21 protein-coding genes and 2 tRNA genes are annotated in these 20536 nt (G+C 71.6%); 12 read left to right on the top strand and 11 right to left on the bottom strand.

Going from position 1 to position 20536, the window contains the following annotated elements; all coding sequences use genetic code 11:
* Positions 1–153: 153 nt before the first annotated feature.
* Together NO900_RS12960 and NO900_RS12955 are read right to left on the bottom strand one after the other, a co-directional pair.
* Positions 154–1200, bottom strand: a complete 1047-nt coding sequence (locus NO900_RS12960) for a hypothetical protein (protein WP_256409634.1) — start codon at positions 1198–1200, stop codon at positions 154–156.
* A 30-nt stretch (positions 1201–1230) separates the two neighbouring features.
* Positions 1231–1971 carry a DUF1405 domain-containing protein gene (locus tag NO900_RS12955; protein ID WP_256409633.1) on the bottom strand — a complete coding sequence of 247 codons (741 nt, stop codon included), beginning with the start codon at positions 1969–1971 and terminating at the stop codon, positions 1231–1233.
* Between the two features lie 141 nt (positions 1972–2112).
* On the opposite strand from NO900_RS12955, the gene NO900_RS12950 reads away from it, so the two are divergent.
* The 7 genes from NO900_RS12950 to NO900_RS12920 all read left to right on the top strand — a co-directional run bounded on the left by NO900_RS12950 (position 2113) and on the right by NO900_RS12920 (position 7119).
* Positions 2113–2787 carry an FxsA family protein gene (locus NO900_RS12950; RefSeq protein WP_256409632.1) on the top strand — a complete coding sequence of 225 codons (675 nt, stop codon included), beginning with the start codon at positions 2113–2115 and terminating at the stop codon, positions 2785–2787.
* A 106-nt stretch (positions 2788–2893) separates the two neighbouring features.
* Positions 2894–2967 (top strand) — tRNA-Ile (locus NO900_RS12945).
* A gap of 187 nt (positions 2968–3154) precedes the next feature.
* Complete coding sequence (locus NO900_RS12940) at positions 3155–4354, top strand: threonine synthase (protein WP_256409631.1); 1200 nt, start codon at positions 3155–3157, stop codon at positions 4352–4354.
* Positions 4355–4619: 265 nt separating this feature from the next.
* Entirely contained in the window at positions 4620–4826 is a 207-nt protein-coding gene (locus tag NO900_RS12935) for a hypothetical protein (protein WP_256409630.1), read from the top strand.
* A gap of 117 nt (positions 4827–4943) precedes the next feature.
* Positions 4944–5936 carry a dihydroxyacetone kinase subunit DhaK gene (gene dhaK / locus NO900_RS12930; protein ID WP_256409629.1) on the top strand — a complete coding sequence of 331 codons (993 nt, stop codon included), beginning with the start codon at positions 4944–4946 and terminating at the stop codon, positions 5934–5936.
* Entirely contained in the window at positions 5933–6712 is a 780-nt protein-coding gene (dhaL, locus tag NO900_RS12925; RefSeq protein ID WP_256409628.1) for a dihydroxyacetone kinase subunit DhaL, read from the top strand. The genes dhaK and dhaL overlap by 4 nt, the downstream gene beginning before the upstream one ends.
* Positions 6712–7119, top strand: a complete 408-nt coding sequence (locus NO900_RS12920) for a PTS sugar transporter subunit IIA domain-containing protein (RefSeq protein ID WP_256409627.1) — start codon at positions 6712–6714, stop codon at positions 7117–7119. The genes dhaL and NO900_RS12920 overlap by 1 nt, the downstream gene beginning before the upstream one ends.
* A 33-nt stretch (positions 7120–7152) precedes the next feature.
* Here NO900_RS12920 and ptsP read toward each other — a convergent pair whose 3' ends face one another.
* The 4 genes from ptsP to NO900_RS12900 all read right to left on the bottom strand — a co-directional run bounded on the left by ptsP (position 7153) and on the right by NO900_RS12900 (position 10854).
* Entirely contained in the window at positions 7153–8880 is a 1728-nt protein-coding gene (gene ptsP, locus NO900_RS12915) for a phosphoenolpyruvate--protein phosphotransferase (protein ID WP_256409626.1), read from the bottom strand.
* Complete coding sequence (locus tag NO900_RS12910) at positions 8877–9194, bottom strand: HPr family phosphocarrier protein (RefSeq protein ID WP_256409625.1); 318 nt, start codon at positions 9192–9194, stop codon at positions 8877–8879. Before NO900_RS12910 ends, ptsP begins: the two co-directional genes overlap by 4 nt.
* Positions 9195–9273: 79 nt before the next feature.
* Positions 9274–10476: a redox-regulated ATPase YchF gene (locus tag NO900_RS12905; RefSeq protein WP_256409624.1), complete on the bottom strand. Its 1203-nt coding sequence runs from the start codon at positions 10474–10476 to the stop codon at positions 9274–9276.
* Between the two features lie 120 nt (positions 10477–10596).
* Positions 10597–10854 (bottom strand): DUF5789 family protein, encoded by a 258-nt coding sequence (locus NO900_RS12900; protein WP_256409623.1) that lies wholly within the window; start codon positions 10852–10854, stop codon positions 10597–10599.
* 528 nt (positions 10855–11382) lie between these two features.
* On the opposite strand from NO900_RS12900, the gene NO900_RS12895 reads away from it, so the two are divergent.
* Both NO900_RS12895 and NO900_RS12890 read left to right on the top strand, forming a co-directional pair.
* Complete coding sequence (locus tag NO900_RS12895) at positions 11383–12690, top strand: MFS transporter (RefSeq protein WP_256409642.1); 1308 nt, start codon at positions 11383–11385, stop codon at positions 12688–12690.
* Positions 12691–12824: 134 nt separating this feature from the next.
* Positions 12825–13382 carry a universal stress protein gene (locus NO900_RS12890; protein ID WP_256409622.1) on the top strand — a complete coding sequence of 186 codons (558 nt, stop codon included), beginning with the start codon at positions 12825–12827 and terminating at the stop codon, positions 13380–13382.
* A gap of 9 nt (positions 13383–13391) precedes the next feature.
* Here the strand turns inward: NO900_RS12890 and NO900_RS12885 are convergent, their stop codons facing one another.
* Entirely contained in the window at positions 13392–14384 is a 993-nt protein-coding gene (locus NO900_RS12885) for a biotin--[acetyl-CoA-carboxylase] ligase (protein ID WP_256409621.1), read from the bottom strand.
* A 116-nt stretch (positions 14385–14500) separates the two neighbouring features.
* On the opposite strand from NO900_RS12885, the gene NO900_RS12880 reads away from it, so the two are divergent.
* Both NO900_RS12880 and NO900_RS12875 read left to right on the top strand, forming a co-directional pair.
* Positions 14501–14848, top strand: coding sequence for a 2Fe-2S iron-sulfur cluster-binding protein (locus NO900_RS12880; protein ID WP_256409620.1), 348 nt, complete (start codon positions 14501–14503; stop codon positions 14846–14848).
* Between the two features lie 177 nt (positions 14849–15025).
* Positions 15026–15598, top strand: a complete 573-nt coding sequence (locus tag NO900_RS12875) for a hypothetical protein (RefSeq protein ID WP_256409619.1) — start codon at positions 15026–15028, stop codon at positions 15596–15598.
* A gap of 66 nt (positions 15599–15664) precedes the next feature.
* Here NO900_RS12875 and NO900_RS12870 read toward each other — a convergent pair whose 3' ends face one another.
* Entirely contained in the window at positions 15665–16621 is a 957-nt protein-coding gene (locus tag NO900_RS12870) for a DMT family transporter (RefSeq protein WP_256409618.1), read from the bottom strand.
* A gap of 182 nt (positions 16622–16803) precedes the next feature.
* Here NO900_RS12870 and NO900_RS12865 point away from each other — a divergent pair, with 182 nt between their 5' ends.
* Positions 16804–17286 carry an Lrp/AsnC family transcriptional regulator gene (locus NO900_RS12865; RefSeq protein ID WP_256409617.1) on the top strand — a complete coding sequence of 161 codons (483 nt, stop codon included), beginning with the start codon at positions 16804–16806 and terminating at the stop codon, positions 17284–17286.
* A 29-nt stretch (positions 17287–17315) separates the two neighbouring features.
* Here the strand turns inward: NO900_RS12865 and NO900_RS12860 are convergent, their stop codons facing one another.
* The 3 genes from NO900_RS12860 to NO900_RS12850 form a co-directional block, all read right to left on the bottom strand.
* A complete protein-coding gene (locus NO900_RS12860) occupies positions 17316–17843 on the bottom strand; it encodes a phosphate-starvation-inducible PsiE family protein (protein WP_256409616.1) in 528 nt (175 codons plus the stop codon).
* An 86-nt stretch (positions 17844–17929) separates the two neighbouring features.
* Complete coding sequence (gatE, locus tag NO900_RS12855; protein ID WP_256409615.1) at positions 17930–19813, bottom strand: Glu-tRNA(Gln) amidotransferase subunit GatE; 1884 nt, start codon at positions 19811–19813, stop codon at positions 17930–17932.
* Positions 19814–20342: 529 nt separating this feature from the next.
* Positions 20343–20427: transfer RNA gene (locus tag NO900_RS12850), tRNA-Leu, on the bottom strand.
* Positions 20428–20536 lie beyond the last annotated feature (109 nt).

Below are 20536 nucleotides of genomic sequence, written 5' to 3'. Positions count from 1 at the left end.
CCTCCCGCCCCCCCAGCCTCGTCGGTGGCGGCTGGCGCCGCCCGCGACTCCCTCGCGCGTGCTCCTCGGCCCCGAGGCGGCCTCAGAGGCACGCGCCACCGCGGTTGTACTGGTATGTCGTCGGTATCGATATCCGATCGAGATCGCGTCAGGTCAGAACTCGAAGCCGACCGCGTCGCGGTCGGGGCGAAGCGGGCTCATCGGGTACGGCGGCGACGCCTTCGGGTCATTGAACGGCCGGGGCGCCACGTCGTTCGGGCCGTCGGGGTAGAAGAGGGCGGCGAGCGTCTGGATCGCGTCCCGCCCGCTGGCGAGTTCGAACTGCCCGCCGCCGTACATCTCGATCCCCTGCTCCCGACAGTACGCGATCGTCTCAAACAGCGATTCGAGGGTGCCGAACCGGGACGGTTTGATGTTGCAGTACCCCGGGTCGATCGGGAGCGATTCGAGGCTCTCGACCCCGTCGATCGGGTAGTCGAAGGAGAGCCGGTCCGCCTGCGGCTCGACGAGCGCCCGCGTCGCCGGCGTGAGCGCCGGGTCCTCGACGACCGCGGCGGGGAACGCGGCGAACACGTCGCGGTACAGCTCGGGGTCGGCCTCGGCGTCCACGTCGGTGCCCTCGTACCAGCCCTTGAGGTCCAGGATCCGGACGGCGTCCGTCTCCCGGAGCGTCACGAACGCCTCCTCCGGCCAGTCCGGCGTCGGGTCGAGCTTGAACTCCAGCTCGTCGTCGAGCGCGAGCAGCTCCTCGACGCGGTCGGTCGTCGGCGGCTCGCCGAGGCGCGTGGAGACGACGAACCGCACCGGCGACGCCTCGACGCCGAGGAACGCGCCGAGCGACTCCTCCCGCTGCCTGAGCGCCAGGTCGAGCGCCGCGCTCTCGACCGCCCACCGGCGGTAGCTCCGCGAGTACTCGCGTTCCGGCGCCTCGTGCGCGAACAGATCCTCGTTGTCGAGCCGCGCCGACAGCTCGTCGATCGTCCACTCCCCCTCGATGTCGATCGGGTCGGTCCCCGCGAGCGCGTCATGGTCCTCGGTCTCGTAGGTCACGTCCTCGCCGCGTCCGACGACGCCGTCGCCGGCGAGCCGGAACTCGGTGGTGGTGCGCTCGAAGCCGCTGGTGGTCGCGCCGGTGTACCGACGCCGGTCGACGGACTCGATGGTCACGGACAGCTCCGCGATACGCTCGTAGACGCTCATGGATCGTCCGACGCCCTCGGTGAACTTAAATCAGGGACGCGGGCGGCCGCCGTCGGGACTCGCTCCGTCGCCCCCGGGTCCGTACCGCGTCCGGAGCTTCTCGACGTGGGTTCCGAGCGTCCAGAACAGCGGGATCACGGTGAGCACGACCGCGCCCGCGGCCGCGACCTGCAGCACCGTCGTGGTGAACCACGGCGTCGCGTCGGCGTACGGCAGCGAGGTGTGGGTCACGCCGCCGGTCACGGGGACGAAGTAGTCCATCAGGAGGTCGACCGTGTACCACGCGGTCGCGACGGCGACCGCCCCCGGCGGGAAGTCCGTGATCCGGTAGAGCACGAACGCCTGCACGACCATTCCGAGGTGGCTCACGAGGAGGAACGCGTACAGCGGCGGCCCCGACGTCTCGACGAACCGCGGCGCGAAGACGACGAGCACGTAGGGGGTCCACAGCCCGAGCTTGACGTTGCCGAAGAAGGCGAGCGTCGCGAGGGTGTCGCTCGACCGCCCGACCGCCCACGCCGCGAGCGCGAGCGCGATGAGCAGCGTCGCGCCCGGGCTGTCCGGGACGAACGCCCACATCTCGACGGGCACTTCCCGGAACTGGAACCGGTAGTACCAGAAGCCGAACGCGGTGCCGACGAGGTTGATCGCGACGATGACCCACGCGAACCGGAAGGCGACGTCCTCCAGCGCCTCCGGCAGGGGCGCGACCCACCGCGGCAGCGGCTCGCGCTCCGGGGGGTCGCGTCCGAGCGCGCCGACGATGTCCATACGCTCGGGTCGGCCCCGTCGCTCAAAGCCGTGGCGGTCGCGGATCGCCCCGACGCGAGCGCGGTCGGGCGTCGCCGGCGGTCGGGTCGGCCCCCGGCCGGACGAAAAGGGCTATGAGTCCCCGGCCGGAACGCTCGTGGTATGCGCCCGCGCACGCTGCTCGCGCTGCTGCTCGTCGTCCCCCTCGTGGACGCGCTGTTCCTGATCGTGGTCGCGACGCGGCTGGGGTGGGCGGTCACGGTCGCGCTGGTCGTGTTGACCGCCGTGCTCGGGATGCTCCTCCTGCGCGCCGAGGGGCGGGCGACGCTCGCGCGCGTCCAGCGCAAGCTGGCCCGCGGCGAGCCCCCGACCGACGAGCTGCTCGACGGCGGCCTCCTGATCGCCGCCGGCGCGTTCCTGCTCACGCCCGGGCTCGTCACCGACGCGGTCGGCTTCCTGCTCGCGCTCCCGCTCTCGCGAGTCCCGATCCGCATGGCGCTCAAGAAGTACGTCGTGGTGCCGTACCTCGACGGCGAGAGCGGGGGCTTCGCCTCCGGCAACGTGTACATCGGCGGCTTCCCCGGCGGCGACGGCGGCGGGGCCGGCTTCACGATGGGCGGCGGGGGATTCGGCGGCGACGGGTTCGACGGCCCCGCCGGCGACGACCCCGACGACTTCCCCGGTGCGGGCGGCGCCGGTGGGTCCGGTGGAGCGACGGACGGGGGAAGCGGCGGGAGCGGCGACGGCGGCGACCGTTTCGACGACCCGGACCGCGCCGACGACGTGGTCGACGTCGACTTCACGGTCGAAGACGAGGAGTCCGAGCGAACCGACTGACCGCGAGAGGATCGCGGCGCGGGACGTTAAAACCGCGAGACGGCGGCGGACTGTCGAAAGGAAACCCTTAAAATCCTACCCGCGCAACGACCGAATGCGCTCACCTGGGCCAATAGCTCAGTCAGGTTGAGCGCTCGGCTGATAACCGGGAGGTCCACGGTTCAAATCCGTGTTGGCCCACCTGCTTCGCGGGCGGCCTTCGGCCGCTCGGGATTGGTGGGCTGGGACTCCCCAGCCACCCAATTTCGTCGTTCTAATCCTCCAGCGACGCCGCTACATCGTCGAGAGCGCGTTCGAGGCGTGCTCGGTCGAAACGGTCCCGTTCTCCCGTGACCAGTCATTTGTAGGCCGCGCGCGAGGGGGTGGTATGGACCGATTGGCCTGTTACGACTGCGGCGAGACGTACGCGTTCGGCGACGCGGTCCGCTGTCGCTGCGGCGAGCCGCTCTGGTTCGAGCCCGACACCGCGTCGTTCGACTGGTCCGACGCGAGCGGAACGACGGGGGGCGACGCGACGCTCGGACGGGACACCCTCTGGCGTTACGACTCCGTGCTCCCCGCGGCGGCGCCGACCGGATTCGCCGCCGCTGCCGGGGGGACGCCGCTGTTTCGGGCGCCGTCTATCGAACCGACGGACGGCCCCCGGATCCATCTCAAGGTCGAGGGCGTCAACCCGACGGGGAGCTTCAAGGACCGGGGAACGGCCGTCGGTGTCTGCCGAGCGGACGGCCCGATCGGAACGGTCTCGCACGGCAACATGGCGCTGAGCGTCGCCGCTCACGCCGCCGCGGCGGACCGCGAAGCGGTCATCCTCGTGGCCGAGGACACCCCCGACTCCCGGCTCGCGATGATCGCCCAACACGACCCGCACCTGTTCCGGGTCCGCGGGGACTACGGGCGGCTCTACCGCGACACCGTCGACGGCGACCTCGGCGCCGCGTTCCTCAACTCGGACGCCCCGCTCCGCGTGGCCGGACAGAAGACGGTCGCGTACGAGATCTGCGAGGCGTTCGCCCCCGACGCCCCCGACGCGATCGTCCTGCCGGTCAGCAGCGGCGGGCAGGCGAGCGGGGTCTGGAAAGCGCTCCGAGAGCTGGACGCCGCCGGACTGCTCCCGTCGGTACCGCGGATCTACCTCGCGCAGGCCGCGCGGTGCGATCCGATCGCGCGGGCGTACCGACGCGGGAGGTCGCGCGTCGAGCCGGTCGAGGGGGAGCCGACGGCGGCCGTCTCGATCAACAACGCCGACCCGCCGAGCGGGAACCGGGCGCTGGCCGCGGTCGCGGAGACGGACGGGGGCGTCGTCTCCGTCGCCGAGGAGGCGATGATCGACGAGACGGACCGCCTCGCGGCCGACGCCGGGGTCTCCGTCGAGCCGTCCTGCGCCGTGGCCACAGCCGCCGTGCGGGAGCTCGCCACGGCCGGGGAGTTCGACGCCGCGGACGACGTCGCCGTGATACTGACCGGGTCGGGGTACAAGTACGGGCCGTCGGATCCCGACACCGCGTCGGTTCGGGAGGTCGACCGGACGGACGTCCCCGCCGCGGTCCGCGACGCGGTGTCGTGAGCCGCCGCAACCGGCCGCTGTCGGTCCTTCCGTCGGTCGGCGGCGTCGTCTCGCCGGACCAGCGCGCCGACGTACCGGAACTGCGGTCCCATCGAAACCGCTCCGGCGAGGCCGGCTCGGGAGGGGTCGCCGGGGATACGCGGCGACGAACGCGTACACCGAGACGGGGGCGCTGAGCGGGTTGAGCCGGCGGCGTGGACGTCGGGACCTCCGACCACCGAATATTTGTACCAGTCAGCAGTCATCCACGGACGCCCTCGAAACCATGCTCGACGAGATATTCGAGATCGTCTTCGACGTTATCCTGGAGTTGGTCCCCACCGTCGTCCTCAAAATCGTCCTCTTGCTCGCCGGTCTCGTGGCGGTGGCGATCGGCGTCCCGCTGCTCGCCGACTCGCCGCTCTTCGGCGGCGCGCTGACGGTCCTCGGCGCGGCGGCGGTGATCGGCGTCCTCGCCAGCTGGGTGCTCTGAGGCGCGGCGGCGCGCTCCGCGGTCGCCGCGGTCCGTGCGATCGCGGTCGCGTTCCTCCGGCGGTCGCCGAGGGCCCCACTACGTTTAACCGGTCCGGACGAGATGTTACCAACGATCATGAAGAAGCTGATCAACGACCCGGACGACGTCGTCGACGAGATGCTCGACGGGATGACCGCGGCGCACCCGGACCGCCTCCGCCGGCTCCCGGAGACGCAGGTACTCGTCCGCGACGACGCGCCGGTCGACGACAAGGTGGCGCTTGTGACCGGCGGCGGCAGCGGCCACGAGCCGACCCATGCGGGGTACATCGGCGACGGAATGTTAGACGGGGCGGCCGCGGGCGACGTGTTCTCCTCGCCGACCGCGGACGAGTTCGAGGAGCTGATCGGGGCCTGCGACGCGGGCGACGGCGTCCTCGCGATCATCAAGAACTACGAGGGCGACGTGATGAACTTCGAGACCGCCATCGAGCTCGCGGAGATGGAGGGGATCGAGGTCGAGAGCGTCGTGGTGAACGACGACGTGGCGGTCGAGGACTCGCTGTACACGTCCGGGCGGCGCGGCGTCTGCGGGACGATCCTCGTCCACAAGGCCGCGGGCGCGAAGGCGGCGCAGGGCGCCGACCTCTCGGAGGTTAAGCGCGTCGCGGAGAAGGTGATCGACAACGTCGGCACGATGGGCACCGCGCTCACCTCCTGCGTCACCCCCGAGAAGGGCGAGCCCACCTTCGACCTGGGCGACGACGAGATCGAGCTCGGGATCGGGATCCACGGCGAGCCGGGCACCGAGCGCACCGAGGCGATGCCCGCCGACGAGGTCACCGAGCACCTGACGGAGGCGGTCCTCGACGACCTCGACGAGGGGCAAGAGGTGCTCACGGTCGTCAACGGGATGGGCGCGACCCCGCAGATGGAGCTGTTCGTCGTCAACCGTCGGCTCCAGGAGCTGCTCGGCGAGCGCGGCCTGGAGACGTACGACGCGTGGGTCGGCGACTACATGACCTCGCTCGACATGGCCGGCGCGTCGATCACGGTGTGCGCGGTCGACGACGAGCTGAAGGAGCTGTTCGACGCGCCGGCCGACACCCCGGCGCTGACGACGAAATGAGCGACGACGGCGCTGCGACCGGAGACGACCCGGCGACCGACGACGGCGCGGCGGTCGTCGCGGCGGTCGAGGCGGTCGCCGAGCGCATCGAGGACGAGCGCGACCACCTGACCCAGCTGGACTCCGCCATCGGCGACGCCGACCACGGCGGGAACATGGCGCGCGGCTGGGCCGCGGCCGCCGACGCCGCGCGCGACCTCGACGACCCCGACCCGGAGACCGTCGCGAAGACGGTCGGCAAGACGCTGATGGGGGAGGTCGGCGGCGCCTCAGGCCCGCTGTTCGGCGGGTCGCTCGTGTTCGCGGCGGGCGAGCTCGGCGACGGGATCACCCCCGAGAGCGCGGTCGCGTTCGCGGAGACGTACCTAGAGAAGGTCGAGGACCGGGGCGACGCGCGCGTCGGCGACCAGACGGTGGTGGACGCGCTGACGCCCGCGGTCCACACCTTCAAGAAGTCGATCGAGGTCGACGACCTCCCGCCGATCGAGGCGCTGGCGAAGGCGGTCGCCGCCGCCGAGCGCGGCGTGGCGTTCACCGTCCCGATCCGCGCCCGAAAGGGCCGGGCCTCCTACCTCGGCTGGCGCTCGGTCGGCCACCAGGACCCGGGGGCGACGAGCGCGCTGTTCATCCTCGAAGAGCTGCTCGTCGTCGCCGCCGACCGGCTCGGCGTCGACGTCCCCGAGACGGACGCCGCGTCACCGACGATCCCGGACGACGATCCTGACGAGGCCGCGGAGGACGGCCCCGCCGGAGGGGCCGACTTGGAGGGCGACTGATGGTCGGGATCGTCGTCGTCTCGCACAGCGAGCGCGCCGCCGAGGGGATCGCGGAGATCGCCGCCGAGATGGCCGGCGACACCCGGATCGAGCCGGTCGGCGGCGACGGGAACGGCGGGATCGGCACCGTCCCGGACGCGATCGAGGACGCCATCGACGCGGCGGCCGGCGCGGGCGGCGAAGCCGGGGGAGAGGAGTCCGACGGCGTCGTCGTCCTCGTCGACCTCGGCAGCGCGGTGATGAACGCGGACGTCGCCGTCGAACTGAGCGACGCCGAGGCGGTCATCGCCGACGCCCCCGTCCTCGAGGGCGCGGTCAACGCGGCGGTCGCGGCCACCGACCCGTCGGCCACGATAGCGTCCGTCCGCGAGCAGGCGGAGGCGGCGCGCGACGTCGAGAAGCTCTGAGGCGGGGCCGTCCCTCTCTCCTCTCGGTTCGGGCTACGGCCCGCGGTCGTCGAGCCCCAGCACGTCGAGGACCTCGCGGCGCGTCTCGCAGGCGAGCGCGTCGCTCGCGAGGGACGCCGCGGCGTCGGCGTCGACCTCGCGCACCCGCGCCTTCACCTCGGGCGCCGTCACGGCGCTCATGCTGAGCTCGTCGAAGCCGAGCCCGACGAGCAGCTCCGTCAGCGCCGGGTCGCCGGCCATCTCGCCGCAGATCCCGACCCAGGCGTCGCTCCCCTCGGCGGCCGCCGTCGTGCGGTCGAGAGCACGCAGCACCGCCGGGTGGAGCGGGTCGTGGTACTCCGCGACGGCGTCGCTGCCGCGGTCGGCCGCCATCACGTACTGAGCGAGGTCGTTCGTCCCGACGCTCAGGAAGTCCAGCCGCTCCGCGAGCGCGTCGGCGAGGAACGCCGCCGCCGGCGTCTCCACCATCGCGCCCAGCTCCGGGACCGCGTGGTCGACGCCCTCGCTCGCGAGGTCGTCGGCGACCGACTCGACGGTCGCGACCGCGCGCTCGACCTCCTCGACCCGCGTCACGAGGGGGAACATCACGGCGAGCCCGTCGCCCGCCTCGGTCGCCGCGGCGCGGAGCAGCGCCCGGAGCTGCGTCTCGAAGAGGTCCGCGTGCTCGTCGAGCGACAGCCGGATCCCGCGCCGCCCGAGGAACGGGTTCGGCTCGTCGGGGAGGTCCAGGTAGGGAACCGGCTTGTCGCCGCCGACGTCGAGGGTGCGTACGACGACGCGGTCGTCCGGGTCGTCGAACGCCGACAGCGCGGCCGCGACCGCCTCGTACTGCTCGTCCTCGGTCGGCGGCGACTCGCGATCGACGAAGAGGAACTCCGTGCGGAACAGCCCGACGCCGTCGGCGCCGCGCTCGGCGGCCGGCCCCAGCTCGGCCTCGCCGCCGACGTTGGCCGCGACCTCGACCGGCCGGCCGTCGGCCGTCTCGACGCGCCCTCGGATCGCGTCCGGGCCCGCCTCCCGCGCCGCTTCGCGGCGCGCCCCGTCCGGGTCGACGACGACCTCGCCGGCCTCGCCGTCGACGAGGACGGTCTCCCCGTCCGCGACCGATTCGAGCGCCTCGCCGACGCCGACGACCGCGGGGATCGCGAGCGACCGCGCGATGATCGCGGCGTGGGAGGTGCGGCCGCCCTCGACGGTCGCGATTCCCGCGACCGCCCCGGGGTCGAGCGCGGCGGTGTCGCTCGGCGTGAGCCGCTCCGCCAGCAGGACCGTGCCCTCGGGGAGCGCGGCGAGGTCCGCGGCGCCGGTCGGTCCGTCTCCCTCGGCGTCGAGGAGCGCGCGGAGCAGCCGGTCGCGCACGTCGCGCAGGTCGTCGGCGCGCTCGGCCATCCGCCCCTCCATCCCCTCGAACTGCGCGACCGCCTCGTCGAACCGGTCCGCGACGGCGTGCGCCGCGGGGGTCCCGTCGCGGATCTCGGCCTCGACGTCCTCGACTATCGTCGGGTCGTCGAGGAACCCCTCGTGGGCCTCGAACACCGCCGCCTCTTCCTCCCCGACGCGCTCGGCCGTCCGGTCGCGGGCGTCGCGCAGGGCCTCCCGGGCGGCGTCCCGGGCCGAATCGTACCGCTCCAGTTCCGCCTCGGCGTCGACCGCGGCCGGGTCGGGGCGGTCGGGGAGCGTCAGGTCGGCGTCCGGCCGGTACCAGCGCGCCGCGCCGACGCCAGAGCGCGGCGTGCTGCCGACGCCGTCGAGCGTCCTCACGGCGCGTCCCCGGCGTCGCCGCCGCTCCCTCCGGCCTCGGATTCCCCCTCGACCGGACTCGCGAGCAGGTCGCAGACCGCGTCCAGCGCCGCCTCGGCGTCGGGGCCCTCGGCGACCACGCGGACCGACTCGCCGTGCTCGACGTTGAGCCCGCTGACGGAGAGCATGCTGTCGGCACGGACGAGGCCGTCGTCGCCGTCGTCGGCGCGGCCGATCGACACGTCGGCGTCGAATCGGTTCGCCGTCTGTACCAGCTTCGAGGCGGGGCGCGCGTGGAGCCCGGCCTCGGGTTCGACCGTGACGGTCCGTTCCATGGGGTCGGGTTGGACCCCGGCGGGTAATAGCTGATCGGAGTTCACGGCGGTCGCCGGGCCGGCGTCGCGTTCGGGGCGGCTACGGCGCAGCCTGCTTCGTGGAGACGAGCTCGATCACGTCGCGGTGGGAGAGCTCGCGGTCGGCCCCGACCTGGCGCCCGCTCCGACAGTCGGTGCCGTGGAGCAGCCCCTCGCCGATGTCCGAGTGGATGTGGTACGCGAAGTCCTCCGTCGTCGACCCCTCGGGGAGGACGAAGCAGTCGCGGAAGACGCCCTTCTCGTCTTTACTCCCGTTCGCGGAACCGGGGAAGACCGCGATACAGCCGAGCACGTCGAAGACGGCGGCTTCGAGCGCGCCCTGAACCCCAGTACCCTCGTACTCGGCGACGAACTCGGCGATCTTGTCGAGGCCCGCTTCCTGCTCGCCGGAGACGTCGCCGACGACGTCGAAGTCGCGCTCGCCGGGCGCGTAGTCGACGACGCCCGCCTCGTCCGCGGTTTTGAGGGCCTTCTCCGCGTGGGCGCTCGCGGGGACGAACGAGAGGTGGTCGTAGTCCGGGTCGGCCGTGATCTCCTCCCAGTTCGCCTGCGCCTCGGGCGTGTCCATCTTGTTGGCGGCGACGACCATCGGCTTCGTCCGCTTGCGGATCTCGCGGGCGAGGTCGGTCTTGTCGGTCTCGTCCCACGTCTCCGGGTCGAGCTCTAACCCCTCGGCGAGGATCACCCGCTTCATCCGGTCCTTGTCGATGCCGAACGCGGACATCTGGTCGGCGAGCTCCGCCTCGATCGCGGCGTCCGCACCGTGGTAGCGCGTCTCGAACTTCTCCAGTCCTTTCTCCAACACGTCGAGGTACCACGCGTCCAGCTCCTCCTCCAGGAAGTCGATGTCCTCGCGCGGGTCGTGGCCCTCGGTCGCCTCGCCCTCGATGTCCGTCTTCCCGGAGAAGTCGACGACGTGGATCAGCACGTCGGTCTCGTTGAGGTCGGTGAGGAACTGGTTCCCGAGCCCGCGGCCCTCGTGGGCGCCCGGGACGAGCCCGGCCACGTCGACGAGCTTCACGGGGACGAACCGCGTCCCCTCGCGGCAGACCCCCACGCTCGGCGTACAGGTCTCGCCGAACTCGGGGGCGGCGCAGTCGACGCGGACGTACGCCTCGCCGACGGTCGGGTCGATCGTGGTGAACGGGTACGCACCCTCGGGCACGTCGTTCATCGTCGCGGCGTTGAAGAACGTCGACTTCCCCACCGAGGGCTTGCCGACGAGGCCGATCCGATAGCTCATTACCGCCAGTGCGCGACCCGCGGTGAAAAGCGATGCGAGACGCTCCGTGACGTGTGTACGGGTGACGCGGACGGCGGGCGTGACCGACGGCGACGGATCCGACGCGACCGACGGGTCCGATCAGGCGTCGCCGTCGGACTGGCCGGGCTCCCCGACCGCCTCGACGGGGAGGACGTTCTGCAGCGCGGTGAACGCGTCTTCGGCGCTCTCGAACCGCGGTTGGTCGATCTCGGCGACGAGGTCGCCGAGGTCGGCGTCGCCGTCGGCGAACAGCACGGTCGTTCCGGCGCACTCGTCGACGAGCGTCTCGCGGCTCGTCGGGTACGACCGCTCGCGGAGTTCGCCTTCGACGCGTGACAGGTGCACTTCGTGAGTCATGCCACCACGTTAGCGCGCCGGGGGCTTAAACGCGCGCTCCGGCGTGGCCGGTGCGCCCGGTGCGGCCGGCGCGGCCCGCGCGGCTGCGAGAGCGATCGCGGCCCCCTTCGGGAGCGTTCGATCCGCCGGTGGACGTTTCGAAAGTCGGTAGACTCCGGCGCATCCGCCGTCTCAGGCCACGAGGCGGCTATATCACGGTAAATAACTACACTAAGTCGGCCTCAGTAGTAGCGAGTGTAAATTTCTATCCGTTATTCGACCCGGTGTTTTAAATTCGATTTTCATAGCAGGAATACTACTCGGCGCCGAACTGCGTTCGCGAAACGACTAACGAAATGCCGTATTATCGTGTGTACACTCACCGATTTCCTTATTAAACGCCCGAGTGTGCCTATGAGACGTGAAAGAAGCCATGTTCGACCAGATGTTTACCGGAAACACGCAGGCGCGTACCGTCTCCGTTCGCAGCGATCCGACCGCCCTCGCGGCCGACTTCGAGGTGACCGGCGCGTGAAGAGTCCGATCCGGATGACGAAGTACCGGACGCTGCTCCTGGCGACCGTCGGATTCAACTTCTCGTTTCTGATCTGGTTCTCGTTCGCGCCGTTCACGGGCGGGATGGCCGAGGAGTTCTCCCTCACGACGGCCGAGATCGGTATCCTCGCCAGCTCGGCGATCTGGATGGCGCCGTTCGGTCGCATCCTCACCGGGTGGCTCTCCGACCGGTTCGGCGCGCCGGTCATCTTCTCCATCGTGCTCGCGTACGTCGGCGTGTTCTCCATCGCCAGCGCGTTCGCGCAGGGATACGGCGTGTTCTTCGCGACGCGGCTGATCGTCGCCACGGCGGGGATCACGTTCGTCATCGGCATCCAGCACGTCGCCGAGTGGTTCGAGGAGGAGAACCTCGGACTGGCCGAGGGGATCTACGCCGGCGTCGGCAACGCCGGAGCGGCGGGCGGCGCGCTCGTGCTCCCGCGAGTGTTCGGCGCCGACTGGAGCGGCCCGCTGTTCCAGACCAACTGGCGGGCCGCCTTCTTCTACACCGGGATCGTCTCCATCCTCCTCGCGGGCGTCTACCTCGTCTTCGGCGAGGCCGCGAAGAGCGACGAGAAGCGGCAGGCGACCAGGGAGAACGCGACGCTGCGGGGCTGGCTCCACACGGCCACCCGATACGGGACGGTCGTGCTCGCGGCCGCCTACGTCATGTCGTTCGGACTGGAGCTGTCGATGAACGGCTGGCTGGCCACCTACTACCGCGAGGGGTTCGACACGCAGAACCTCGTGCTCGCCAGTACCTTCGCGGCGACGTTCTCCGTGGCGGCCGGGCTGCTCCGCCCGTTCGGCGGGTACATCAGCGACGTGCTCGCCCGCACGGAGACGAACATCCTCCCGGTGTTCGAGGGCCACTACCGCGAGCAGTGGACGTTCCTCGGGCTCTGTTTCATCGTGGTGACGATGGTCGCGATGACGCTCGCCGGGCTCTCCGGCGTCGTGATGAACGCCGTGATAGTCGGGTTCCTCGTCGGCGCGGGCTGTGCGTGGGCCGAGGGGGCGATCTTCGCACAGGTGCCGGCGATGTTCCCGGACAGCTCCGGCGCCGTGGCCGGGGTCGTCGGCGGCGTCGGCACCGTCGGCGGGATCGTCTACCCGCTGATCTACTCCGCGCCGTGGCTCGCCAACCTCCACGTGGGGTACTCGATAACGGCCGCCACGATGGTCCCGATCGTCCTGCTCGCGGCGTGGGTGTTCCGCCCCGAGATCGCGACGGTCGCGAACACCGCCGGACTCACCGACGCCGGTCCGGAGACGGGGTCGGTCACGCCCGGCGACGACTGACGGTCGGTGACGATTCTGTGGGGACAAACGAGGGACGAAGCGGGTCCGAACCGGTCCGGATTCGCCCCGAGACCGCCTCGCGGGGTCGGGGCAAAGCGTAAGCCCGTCGGCGAAATCACGTACTGTGTGATCACATGTCACTATACGACCGAATCCTGGTTCCGACCGACGGGTCCGCCGAGGGGGAGCGAGCGGTCGCGCACGCCGTGGACCTCGCCGCGGTCCACGACGCGACGGTCCACGCGATCCACGTGGTCGACTCGGCGCGGTACGCGGGGATGCCGATGGAGGCCTCGTGGGAGGGGGTCGGCGAGCTCCTGCGAGGCGACGCCGACGAGGCCGTAGGCGCGGTCGAGGAGCTCGCGGCGGGGACCGACGTCGACGTGGAGACGGCGGTCGTCGAGGGGTCGCCGAGCCGGGAGATCGTCCGATACGCCGAGGGCAACGACTTCGACCTCGTCGTGATGGGGACCCACGGTCGCGGCGGGATCGACCGCCTCCTCCTCGGGAGCGTCGCCGAGAAGGTCGTCCGGGGGTCGGCCGTGCCCGTCCTGACGGTCCGGATCGACGGCGACGTCCCCTCCGAGCCGGGCGTCGCAGAGGGCGCGAGCGAGGGGACGACCGACGAAGGGGCGGCGACCGACGGGGAGCCGGCAGACGAAACCGAGTCGGGAGCGTCGGGGCGGACGTAGTCCGCGGGGTCAGTCCCCGGCGTCGCGGAGGTGCTCGCAGTCGCCCGCGTGGACCCGTCGCGTCCCCTCGCCGGTGTCGATCACGAGCGCGCCCGGGGACTCGACGTCGACAGCGGTCCCGGTCACGGACCCGGTCGGCGTCTCCACCCGCACCCGCCGCCCGAGCGTGCTCGCCCGGTCGCGCCACGCCGAGAGGATCCGGTCGGGCTCGTCAACCGCCCCCGCGAGCGACGCGAACCGTTCGAGGAGCGTCGCCGCGAACCGGCGCCTGTCGACGTCGCCGCCGGCCTCGGCACGCAGCGAGGTCGCGTCCGCGGGCAGCGCCTCGGGGTCGAGGTTCGCGTTGACCCCGACCCCGACGACGAGCCACGACACCCGGTCGGCCTCCCCCTCCATCTCCGTGAGTATTCCCGCGAGCTTGCGCCCGCCGCGTCCGGAGCGCGCGCTCGCGTCTCCGGTCCCACTCTCGGTTCCCTCGTCGCCCCCGACGAGCACATCGTTCGGCCACTTGATGTGCGCGTCGACGCCGGCCTCGCGGCAGGCGTCGACCGTCGCGACCGCCGCGACGAGGGTGAACAGGGGCGCCCGGGCCGGCGGGACCGTCGGCCGCGCGACGAGCGAGAGCCAGACGCCGCCGCTCGGCGCGACCCACTCGCGGTCCAGCCGCCCGCGACCGCCGGTCTGCTCGTCGGCGACGACGGCGACGTCGGCGGCGCCCTCGGCCGCCAGCTCGCGGGCGCGGTCGTTCGTCGACGGGAGGCTCTCGTGGTACTCGACCGCGTACGGCGCGTCGAGCCCGAACTCGATCCCGGCCGCGCAGTAGGGGGGATCCGCGGGCGCGACGTAGCCGTCCGGCGTCGACTCGACGGCGAACCCCTCCTCGCGGAGCGCCTCGACCGCCTTCCACACCGCGGTCCGCGAGACGTCGAGCTCCGCGGCGAGCGCCGGACCCGAGACCGGTCCGTCCGCCAGGGCGTCGAGCAGCGCGCGGCGCGTGTCCATGTCGACCGGGTCGGGGCGGGCGCCGAAAGTCGTTCCGGGTCGCTCGCGCGGGGCGCCGCGTCGCCGGCGCGGGACCCGCTCACCTATGTGGCCGCGGACGTAATCACGGGCGTCGCATGACCGATGCCGAGGCCGAGACCGTTCCCCTGACCGTCGTCGACGGCGACGAGCGCACCGAGCTGTCGGTCGAGGTCGGCCGGAACCTGCGACGCGTCCTCCTCGACGCCGATCTGTCGCCGTATGCGGCCGCGACGCGGCGGCTGAACTGCGGCGGGCGCGGGATCTGCGCCACCTGTGGCGTGCGAGTCCGCGAGGGGCCGCCGGCGGACCACTGGCACGACCGGCTCGCGGCCCGGTTCGGCTACCCGCGGCTCTCCTGTCAGGTGACCGTCGACGGGCCGACGACGGTCGAGCTCGTCGACAAGCGCGTGTGGGGGTCGCGCGAGCCGGACGGTGAGGGCTGAGGTCCGGGACGGGGAGTCGGGACCGACCGCGAACGGGATCGGCCGCGGCCGCGCTCTCCGCGTCGCCGTCGCTCGCCCGCGAGATACCCCGTTTCCGGTGAAAACGGCCGGTCAGACGGTCGGACGGGATCCGACTCCGGGCACAAGACACAAGGTCTCACGGGCGAACGCTCCGGTATGCAACCCTCCAAGGAGGAGGAGTCGTCCGACGGCGACCCGATGGACGACCTCGACGACCTCCTCGACGACGACCTCGCCGAGGGCGGCTCGACCGCGTCGTCGGACGGCGCCGGGACCGACGCCGCGCCGAGCGAGTCGTCCGGGCGGGCGACCGCGGCGAGCGACGACGGCGGTCGCCTCGGGACGAGCGGTGGGTGGTTCTCGGCGAAGGCGTTCGCGCTCTCGGCCGCGGCCGTCGCGGTCGGCGTCTTCGTCGGCGGCGCGATCCCCTTCATCGGCGGGACGATCGGGTCGGCCGGAGGGGTCTTCCTCGCCGCGTTCCTGGTCGGGCTGGTCCTCTCCGCCCGCCGGTACGTCGAGACCGGGCTCGCCGGCGGCGCGGCCGGAGCGCTCGTCGCGGTGACGAACGTCCTCGGCGTCGGCTTCCTCCCGATCGGGATCGACTACCTCCGGCAGTGGGGGCTTCCCCTGCTCGCGGTCGGCGGCGGGCTCGGGCTCGTCGTCGCGCTCCTCGGTCACTACCTCGGGCGCGACCTCCGGGCCGGGCTGACCGCGGACATCGACGGCTGAGGGCGGATCGCCCCGACGGCTGAGGGCGGATCGTCCCGACCGCCGGCGGTCGCTCGCGCGGCCCCGTCACTTCCGACCGATCAGCGCGGGCCAGTGGTACGCGTCGAACCCGACGTACGCGGCGATCTCGCGGCGTTCCAGCGCGAGGAAGCCGGCGAGGATCGCGACGAACCCGACGACGGCCTCCGCCTCGATCAGGCTGCCGAGCAGGAGCCAGCTCCCGGCCGCGGCGACGACGGGCTCGGCGTACCCGACGAGGTGGAGCTGCGCCGGCCCGACCGCGTCGAGCAGCGCGAAGTAGATCAGGAACGCGAGGACGCCCGACAGCAGCGTGAGGTACGCGAGCGAGGCGATCGCGGTCCGGGTCCACTCGATCGCGGCCGGCGACTCGCCGAGCGCGGCGGCGCCGACGAACAGGAGCCCGGCGCCGATGACCATCGCCCAGCCCTGCAGGGCGGCGATCGGGAGGTCGGTCCGGAGCGGCCGGAGCAGCACCGCGCCCAGCGAGAAGGCGACGGCGCCGGCGAACGCGAGCCCGACGCCGAGCAGGGCGGAACCGTCGACGCCGGCCGCCGCGGGATCGGCGATCACCACCACCCCGAGGATCCCGAGCGCGAAGCCGCCGATCTCGACGGGGCCGAGGCGCTCGTTCGGGAGGAGGAGGGCGGCGAACACCGCGGTCAACACCGGCGCGAGGCTCACGACGACGGCGGCGACCGCGCCGGAGACGTACAGCTCGCCGACGTACAACAGGCCGTGGTAGGCGGCGATCACGAAGGTCGCCGCGACGGCGACGCCCAGCCACTCGTCGCGGCCCCGCGGCACCGTCCGGCCGGACGCGACCGCGGCGATCCCCAGCACGATCGCCCCGGCGATCGCGTACCGGACGCCGGCGAACAGCAGCGGCGGGAAGTAGTGCAGCCCGGCCTCGATCGCGACGAAGGAGGTGCCCCACAGGACCGCGAGGAGGACGAACGCGGCGACGACCGATTCCGAAGTAGAGAGGAACGTCCGTGACTTCATTGAGTGTCAGATCGAAGATTCTCGACGTGGTTAAACTATTCTCTTAGAATTGGAGGTATTTAGAATGAACAATCACACATACGAACGAACTGCAATACGGTCCCGGATCGAGCACCGTTCTTGGAGTCGAGTACAAGCCTGTCGGTCGGAATATACAACAGTCTCTCACGCGAAGGCGGGGTATGGACGAGCGCGACGTGCGGCTGTTGAAGGCGATCTCGGACCTCGGCACCGGGAGTCCCGAGCGGCTCCACGAGGAGACCGGGATCCCGGTGTCGACGATCCACTACCGGCTGAACAACCTGCGCGACGACGGCGTGATCGAGAACGACCTGTACGACCTCGACCACGAGGCGCTCGGGCTCGGCGTCACCGTGATCGTCGAGGTGCTCGCCGACTACGAGGGGCCGTACGAGGCGTTCGCAGACGAACTGCTCGCGGTCGAGGGGGTCACGGAGGCGTTCTTCACGATGGGCGAGACCGACTTCGTCGTGCTCGCGCGGCTCTCCTCGTCCGACACCGTCGAGCGGCTGATCAGCGACTTCGAGGCGATCCCGGAGGTCGAGCGCACGAACTCGACGTTCACGATCGCGACCCTCCGCGACGAGCCGCGCGCGCCGGCGACGTACGACCTCGACACGCTGCTGGCGGAGTTGACGGAGTGAGACGGCGCCCGACCACCGAGCAGCGCGAATCAGTCAGTGGTGATCGACGGCCCGATGGACCGCTCGACGAACAGGAGCGCGACGAGCCCCAGAACGACCAGCGTGTACGAGAGCGCGGCGAACAGCGCGTCCTGCGTCGTCGCGTACTCGGTGGTGCGGAAGATGATCACCTTCCGGACCATCGCGATGACGCCGGTGTAGATTACCAGCCTGACGATGCGACGGGTGTCGCTCTGTTCGATGTACGCGACGACCGTCTCGTACACCTCGACGATGATGAGCAGGAGGAGTCCCGTCTCGATGAAGCTGATGACGGTGTTCGGGTCCGTGATCTCGCCGGTGGGGACCGACTCCGCGATCTGGATCGCGAGGTCGACGACACCGATGCCGAACAGGAGCGCGAAAAGCGCCGCGGCGGCCAACTCGACGCCGTGAACGAACTGGTTTGTCACCTCCGAGACGCGGTCGCCGCGGGTGTGTGCGACTGCCGGATCGGGTGCGGGACCGGATCCGTCGGTCCGTGACGTGTCGTCGTCGGTCGGTGGCGGATCGTCCATCGAGTGTTACCTCTCGGATCGGGATACGGGCCGGCGACAAGTAAGTGACGGGGACGACCGGGGGCGGAATGTGCGACCGTCGGGCGCTACGACCGCTCGGCGATCTCCTCGCGGAGCACGTCGGAGACGACCTCGCCGTCGGCCTTCCCGCGGAGCGCCCCCATGGCCTCGCCCATCAGGCCGGAGAACGCGCCCATCCCCTCGGCCTCGACTTGGTCGGCGTTGCGCTCGACGACCTCGACGACCGCCTCGCGCACCTCGGCCTCGCTCACGCCCGAGAGGCCCGCCTCCTCGACGGCCGCCGCGGCCGTGAGTTCGGGGTCCTCGGCGAGCGTCGCCAGCACCTCCGGCACCCCCTCCTTCGCGAGGTCGCCGTCCTCGACGAGCGCGAACAGGTCGAGGAAGTGGTCGTCCGTCAGGTTCTCGACGGGCGCGCCGTCCCGACGGATCTCCGTCGTCGTCGACTCCAGCGTCGACGCGGCGAAGGTGGGGTCGACGCCGCGGTCGACCGCGGTCTCGAACAGCGGGAAGCGCCGGCCGAACGCGACCTGCTCGGCGAGTCCGCGGTCGAGCCCGAACTCCTCGACGTAGCGGTCGGTCTTCTCGTCGAGGAGCTCCGGGCGGTCCACGTCGGACGGGTCGGGCTCGACCGGCGGTACGTCCGTCTCGGGGTACATCCGCGCGGCGCCCGGCAGCGGCCGGAGGTAGCGCGTGGTCCCGTCGTCGTTGGCGCCGCGGGTCTCCTCGGGGACGCCCTCGATCGCGGCGGCGGCGCGGTCGGCGGCGGCCTCGATCGCGAGGTCGGCCGTCTCCGGGTCGGCGGCGACGATGGCGACCGCGTCGCCCTCGCCCGCGCCGACCGCGTCGCGGAGGGCGTCGACCTCTTCGTCCGTCACGCCGTAGGCCGGCAGCTCGTCGGTGTGGAAGATCCCGCCCGCGCCGTGGCGCTTCGCGTGGTCGGAGAGCTCCGTGCCGAGCCGGCGGTCGGGCTGGATCTCGCGGCCGACGAGCCCGTCGAAGCCGAAGAGGGGGACCGCGGTGACCTTCCCGCCCGCGTCGAGCGCGCCCCGGATGACGCCCGACTCGGTGTCGGCGAAGACGTCGGTGACGTCCGCGACGTCGCCCACGCTCGCGTCGCGGTCGCGGAGTTCGTCGCGGATCGCCAGGAGTTCGGCCTGCCGCCCGACCTCGCCGCGGACGATCTCCTCGATCCCCCGGAGGTCCTGAACCCCCTTCACCTCGACGCGGGCGCCGTCGGCGATGGAGACGTTCACGTCCTGCCGGATCGTCCCGAGCCCGCGCTTGACCGCGCCCGTCGAGCGCAGCAGCATCCCGATCCGCTCGGCGGCCTCGCGGGCGCCCTCGGGGCTCCGGATGTCGGGGCCGGTCCCGATCTCGACGAGGGGGACGCCGAGGCGGTCGAGGGAGTAGACGACCCCGTCCTCCTTCTCCTCGACGCGCTTGGCCGACTCCTCCTCCAGCATGAGGTCGACGATCGACACCCGGCCCTCGCTCGTCTCGATCTCCCCGCTCTGGCCGAGCAGGATCGAGCGCTGGAAGCCGGAGGTGTTCGATCCGTCGATGACGAGCTTCCGCATCACGTGCGCCTGGTCGACGACCGACACGTCGAGCAGGTCGGCGATCTGCAGCGCCACGGAGAGGGCCTCGTCGTCGACGCGGCGCGGCGGCTCGTCGTCCTCCTCGACGAGGCAGGTGGTGTCGTACGCGAGGTAGGTGAACTCGCGGTCGACGCGGCTCTCCTCCACCGCGGCGTCGTCGAGCTCGCCCAGCTCGCTCTTCGTCGGGTGGAGCCGCCGGGTGATCGACCGGTCGGACTCCTCGGGGTCGCGCTCGACGGTGGGGGAGTCGCAGAACAGCTTCGTCTCCGTGTCGAGCTGCTGGTGGATCTCCAGCCCGGCGACGAGCCCCAGCTCCTCGTAGTCGTACTCGGGGGTCGCGTCCGTACTCATTACGCCACACTCCGGCGGCGCGCGACTAAAAGGGTGGCAGTTCGCGCGAGCGACGAGAATCGTGATTACTGAGAGTGCTCATAAATGACTGGGAGGTGGCGCGTGCCTGCGAGCGGCCGCCGCCGGTGGCCGCGAGACAGCACGCGCGAGGGAGTCGGCCGACCGGAGCGAAGCGGAGGGAGGCCGACGAGGCTGGGGAGGCGTGAGGTGCCGTGCTGTGCGGGGCGGGACTCAAAGGGGCAGCCGCGAAACCGCAGTAGGCGACGTAAGCACCGCAGCGAGCGTAGCGAGCGAGGAGCGCAACGAGCGTACTGCGGTTTCGCGGCTGGGGCTTTGGAGGTGTCCGCCGTCGATCCGCCAACAGCAATTTATGACCGAGCGGGTGGGGCTTTGGCGGTGCTCACGATGTCGCTAGTCGGTACCCACCACAGAGTAGCCACTCGGCGCGTAACGTTCGAAAGGAGTTGTGCGTGGGTGCTGTCGTAGAGACAACACCGTGCATCGGTGTGGCGGGTGTGCCGCCGAGCGATGCGTGGGACCGGATTTGAACCGGCGGACCTCTACAGGACAGCGCCCTCAACGCTGCGCCGTTGGCCTGGCTTGGCTACCCACGCTCGCGGTGTTCTGTCGCGTACTCACCTACCTTTCCCCTAATTAAAAGCCCTTCCATTCGGGAGTACCGTGCCGGGGTTTCGCAGACGGCCGGGCGGCGGAGCCGGCCGT

The sequence above is a fragment of the Halorubrum rutilum genome, from assembly GCF_024494565.1.
The sequence above is the reverse complement of the archived record's forward strand: the minus strand, read 5'-3'. Positions and strand labels throughout refer to the sequence as shown.

Coding starts and splice junctions, on each gene's coding strand:
- NO900_RS12890 (WP_256409622.1), top strand. CDS start 12,825: ATGTCACTATACGACCGAATCCTGGTTCCGACCGACGGGTCCGCCGAG.
- dhaK (WP_256409629.1), top strand. CDS start 4,944: ATGAAGAAGCTGATCAACGACCCGGACGACGTCGTCGACGAGATGCTC.
- NO900_RS12880 (WP_256409620.1), top strand. CDS start 14,501: ATGACCGATGCCGAGGCCGAGACCGTTCCCCTGACCGTCGTCGACGGC.
- gatE (WP_256409615.1), bottom strand. CDS start 19,813: ATGAGTACGGACGCGACCCCCGAGTACGACTACGAGGAGCTGGGGCTC.
- NO900_RS12895 (WP_256409642.1), top strand. CDS start 11,383: ATGACGAAGTACCGGACGCTGCTCCTGGCGACCGTCGGATTCAACTTC.
- NO900_RS12920 (WP_256409627.1), top strand. CDS start 6,712: ATGGTCGGGATCGTCGTCGTCTCGCACAGCGAGCGCGCCGCCGAGGGG.
- NO900_RS12860 (WP_256409616.1), bottom strand. CDS start 17,843: ATGGACGATCCGCCACCGACCGACGACGACACGTCACGGACCGACGGA.
- NO900_RS12950 (WP_256409632.1), top strand. CDS start 2,113: ATGCGCCCGCGCACGCTGCTCGCGCTGCTGCTCGTCGTCCCCCTCGTG.
- NO900_RS12885 (WP_256409621.1), bottom strand. CDS start 14,384: ATGGACACGCGCCGCGCGCTGCTCGACGCCCTGGCGGACGGACCGGTC.
- NO900_RS12955 (WP_256409633.1), bottom strand. CDS start 1,971: ATGGACATCGTCGGCGCGCTCGGACGCGACCCCCCGGAGCGCGAGCCG.
- NO900_RS12875 (WP_256409619.1), top strand. CDS start 15,026: ATGCAACCCTCCAAGGAGGAGGAGTCGTCCGACGGCGACCCGATGGAC.
- dhaL (WP_256409628.1), top strand. CDS start 5,933: ATGAGCGACGACGGCGCTGCGACCGGAGACGACCCGGCGACCGACGAC.
- NO900_RS12910 (WP_256409625.1), bottom strand. CDS start 9,194: ATGGAACGGACCGTCACGGTCGAACCCGAGGCCGGGCTCCACGCGCGC.
- NO900_RS12935 (WP_256409630.1), top strand. CDS start 4,620: ATGCTCGACGAGATATTCGAGATCGTCTTCGACGTTATCCTGGAGTTG.
- NO900_RS12865 (WP_256409617.1), top strand. CDS start 16,804: ATGGACGAGCGCGACGTGCGGCTGTTGAAGGCGATCTCGGACCTCGGC.
- NO900_RS12940 (WP_256409631.1), top strand. CDS start 3,155: ATGGACCGATTGGCCTGTTACGACTGCGGCGAGACGTACGCGTTCGGC.
- NO900_RS12905 (WP_256409624.1), bottom strand. CDS start 10,476: ATGAGCTATCGGATCGGCCTCGTCGGCAAGCCCTCGGTGGGGAAGTCG.
- NO900_RS12960 (WP_256409634.1), bottom strand. CDS start 1,200: ATGAGCGTCTACGAGCGTATCGCGGAGCTGTCCGTGACCATCGAGTCC.
- NO900_RS12900 (WP_256409623.1), bottom strand. CDS start 10,854: ATGACTCACGAAGTGCACCTGTCACGCGTCGAAGGCGAACTCCGCGAG.
- NO900_RS12870 (WP_256409618.1), bottom strand. CDS start 16,621: ATGAAGTCACGGACGTTCCTCTCTACTTCGGAATCGGTCGTCGCCGCG.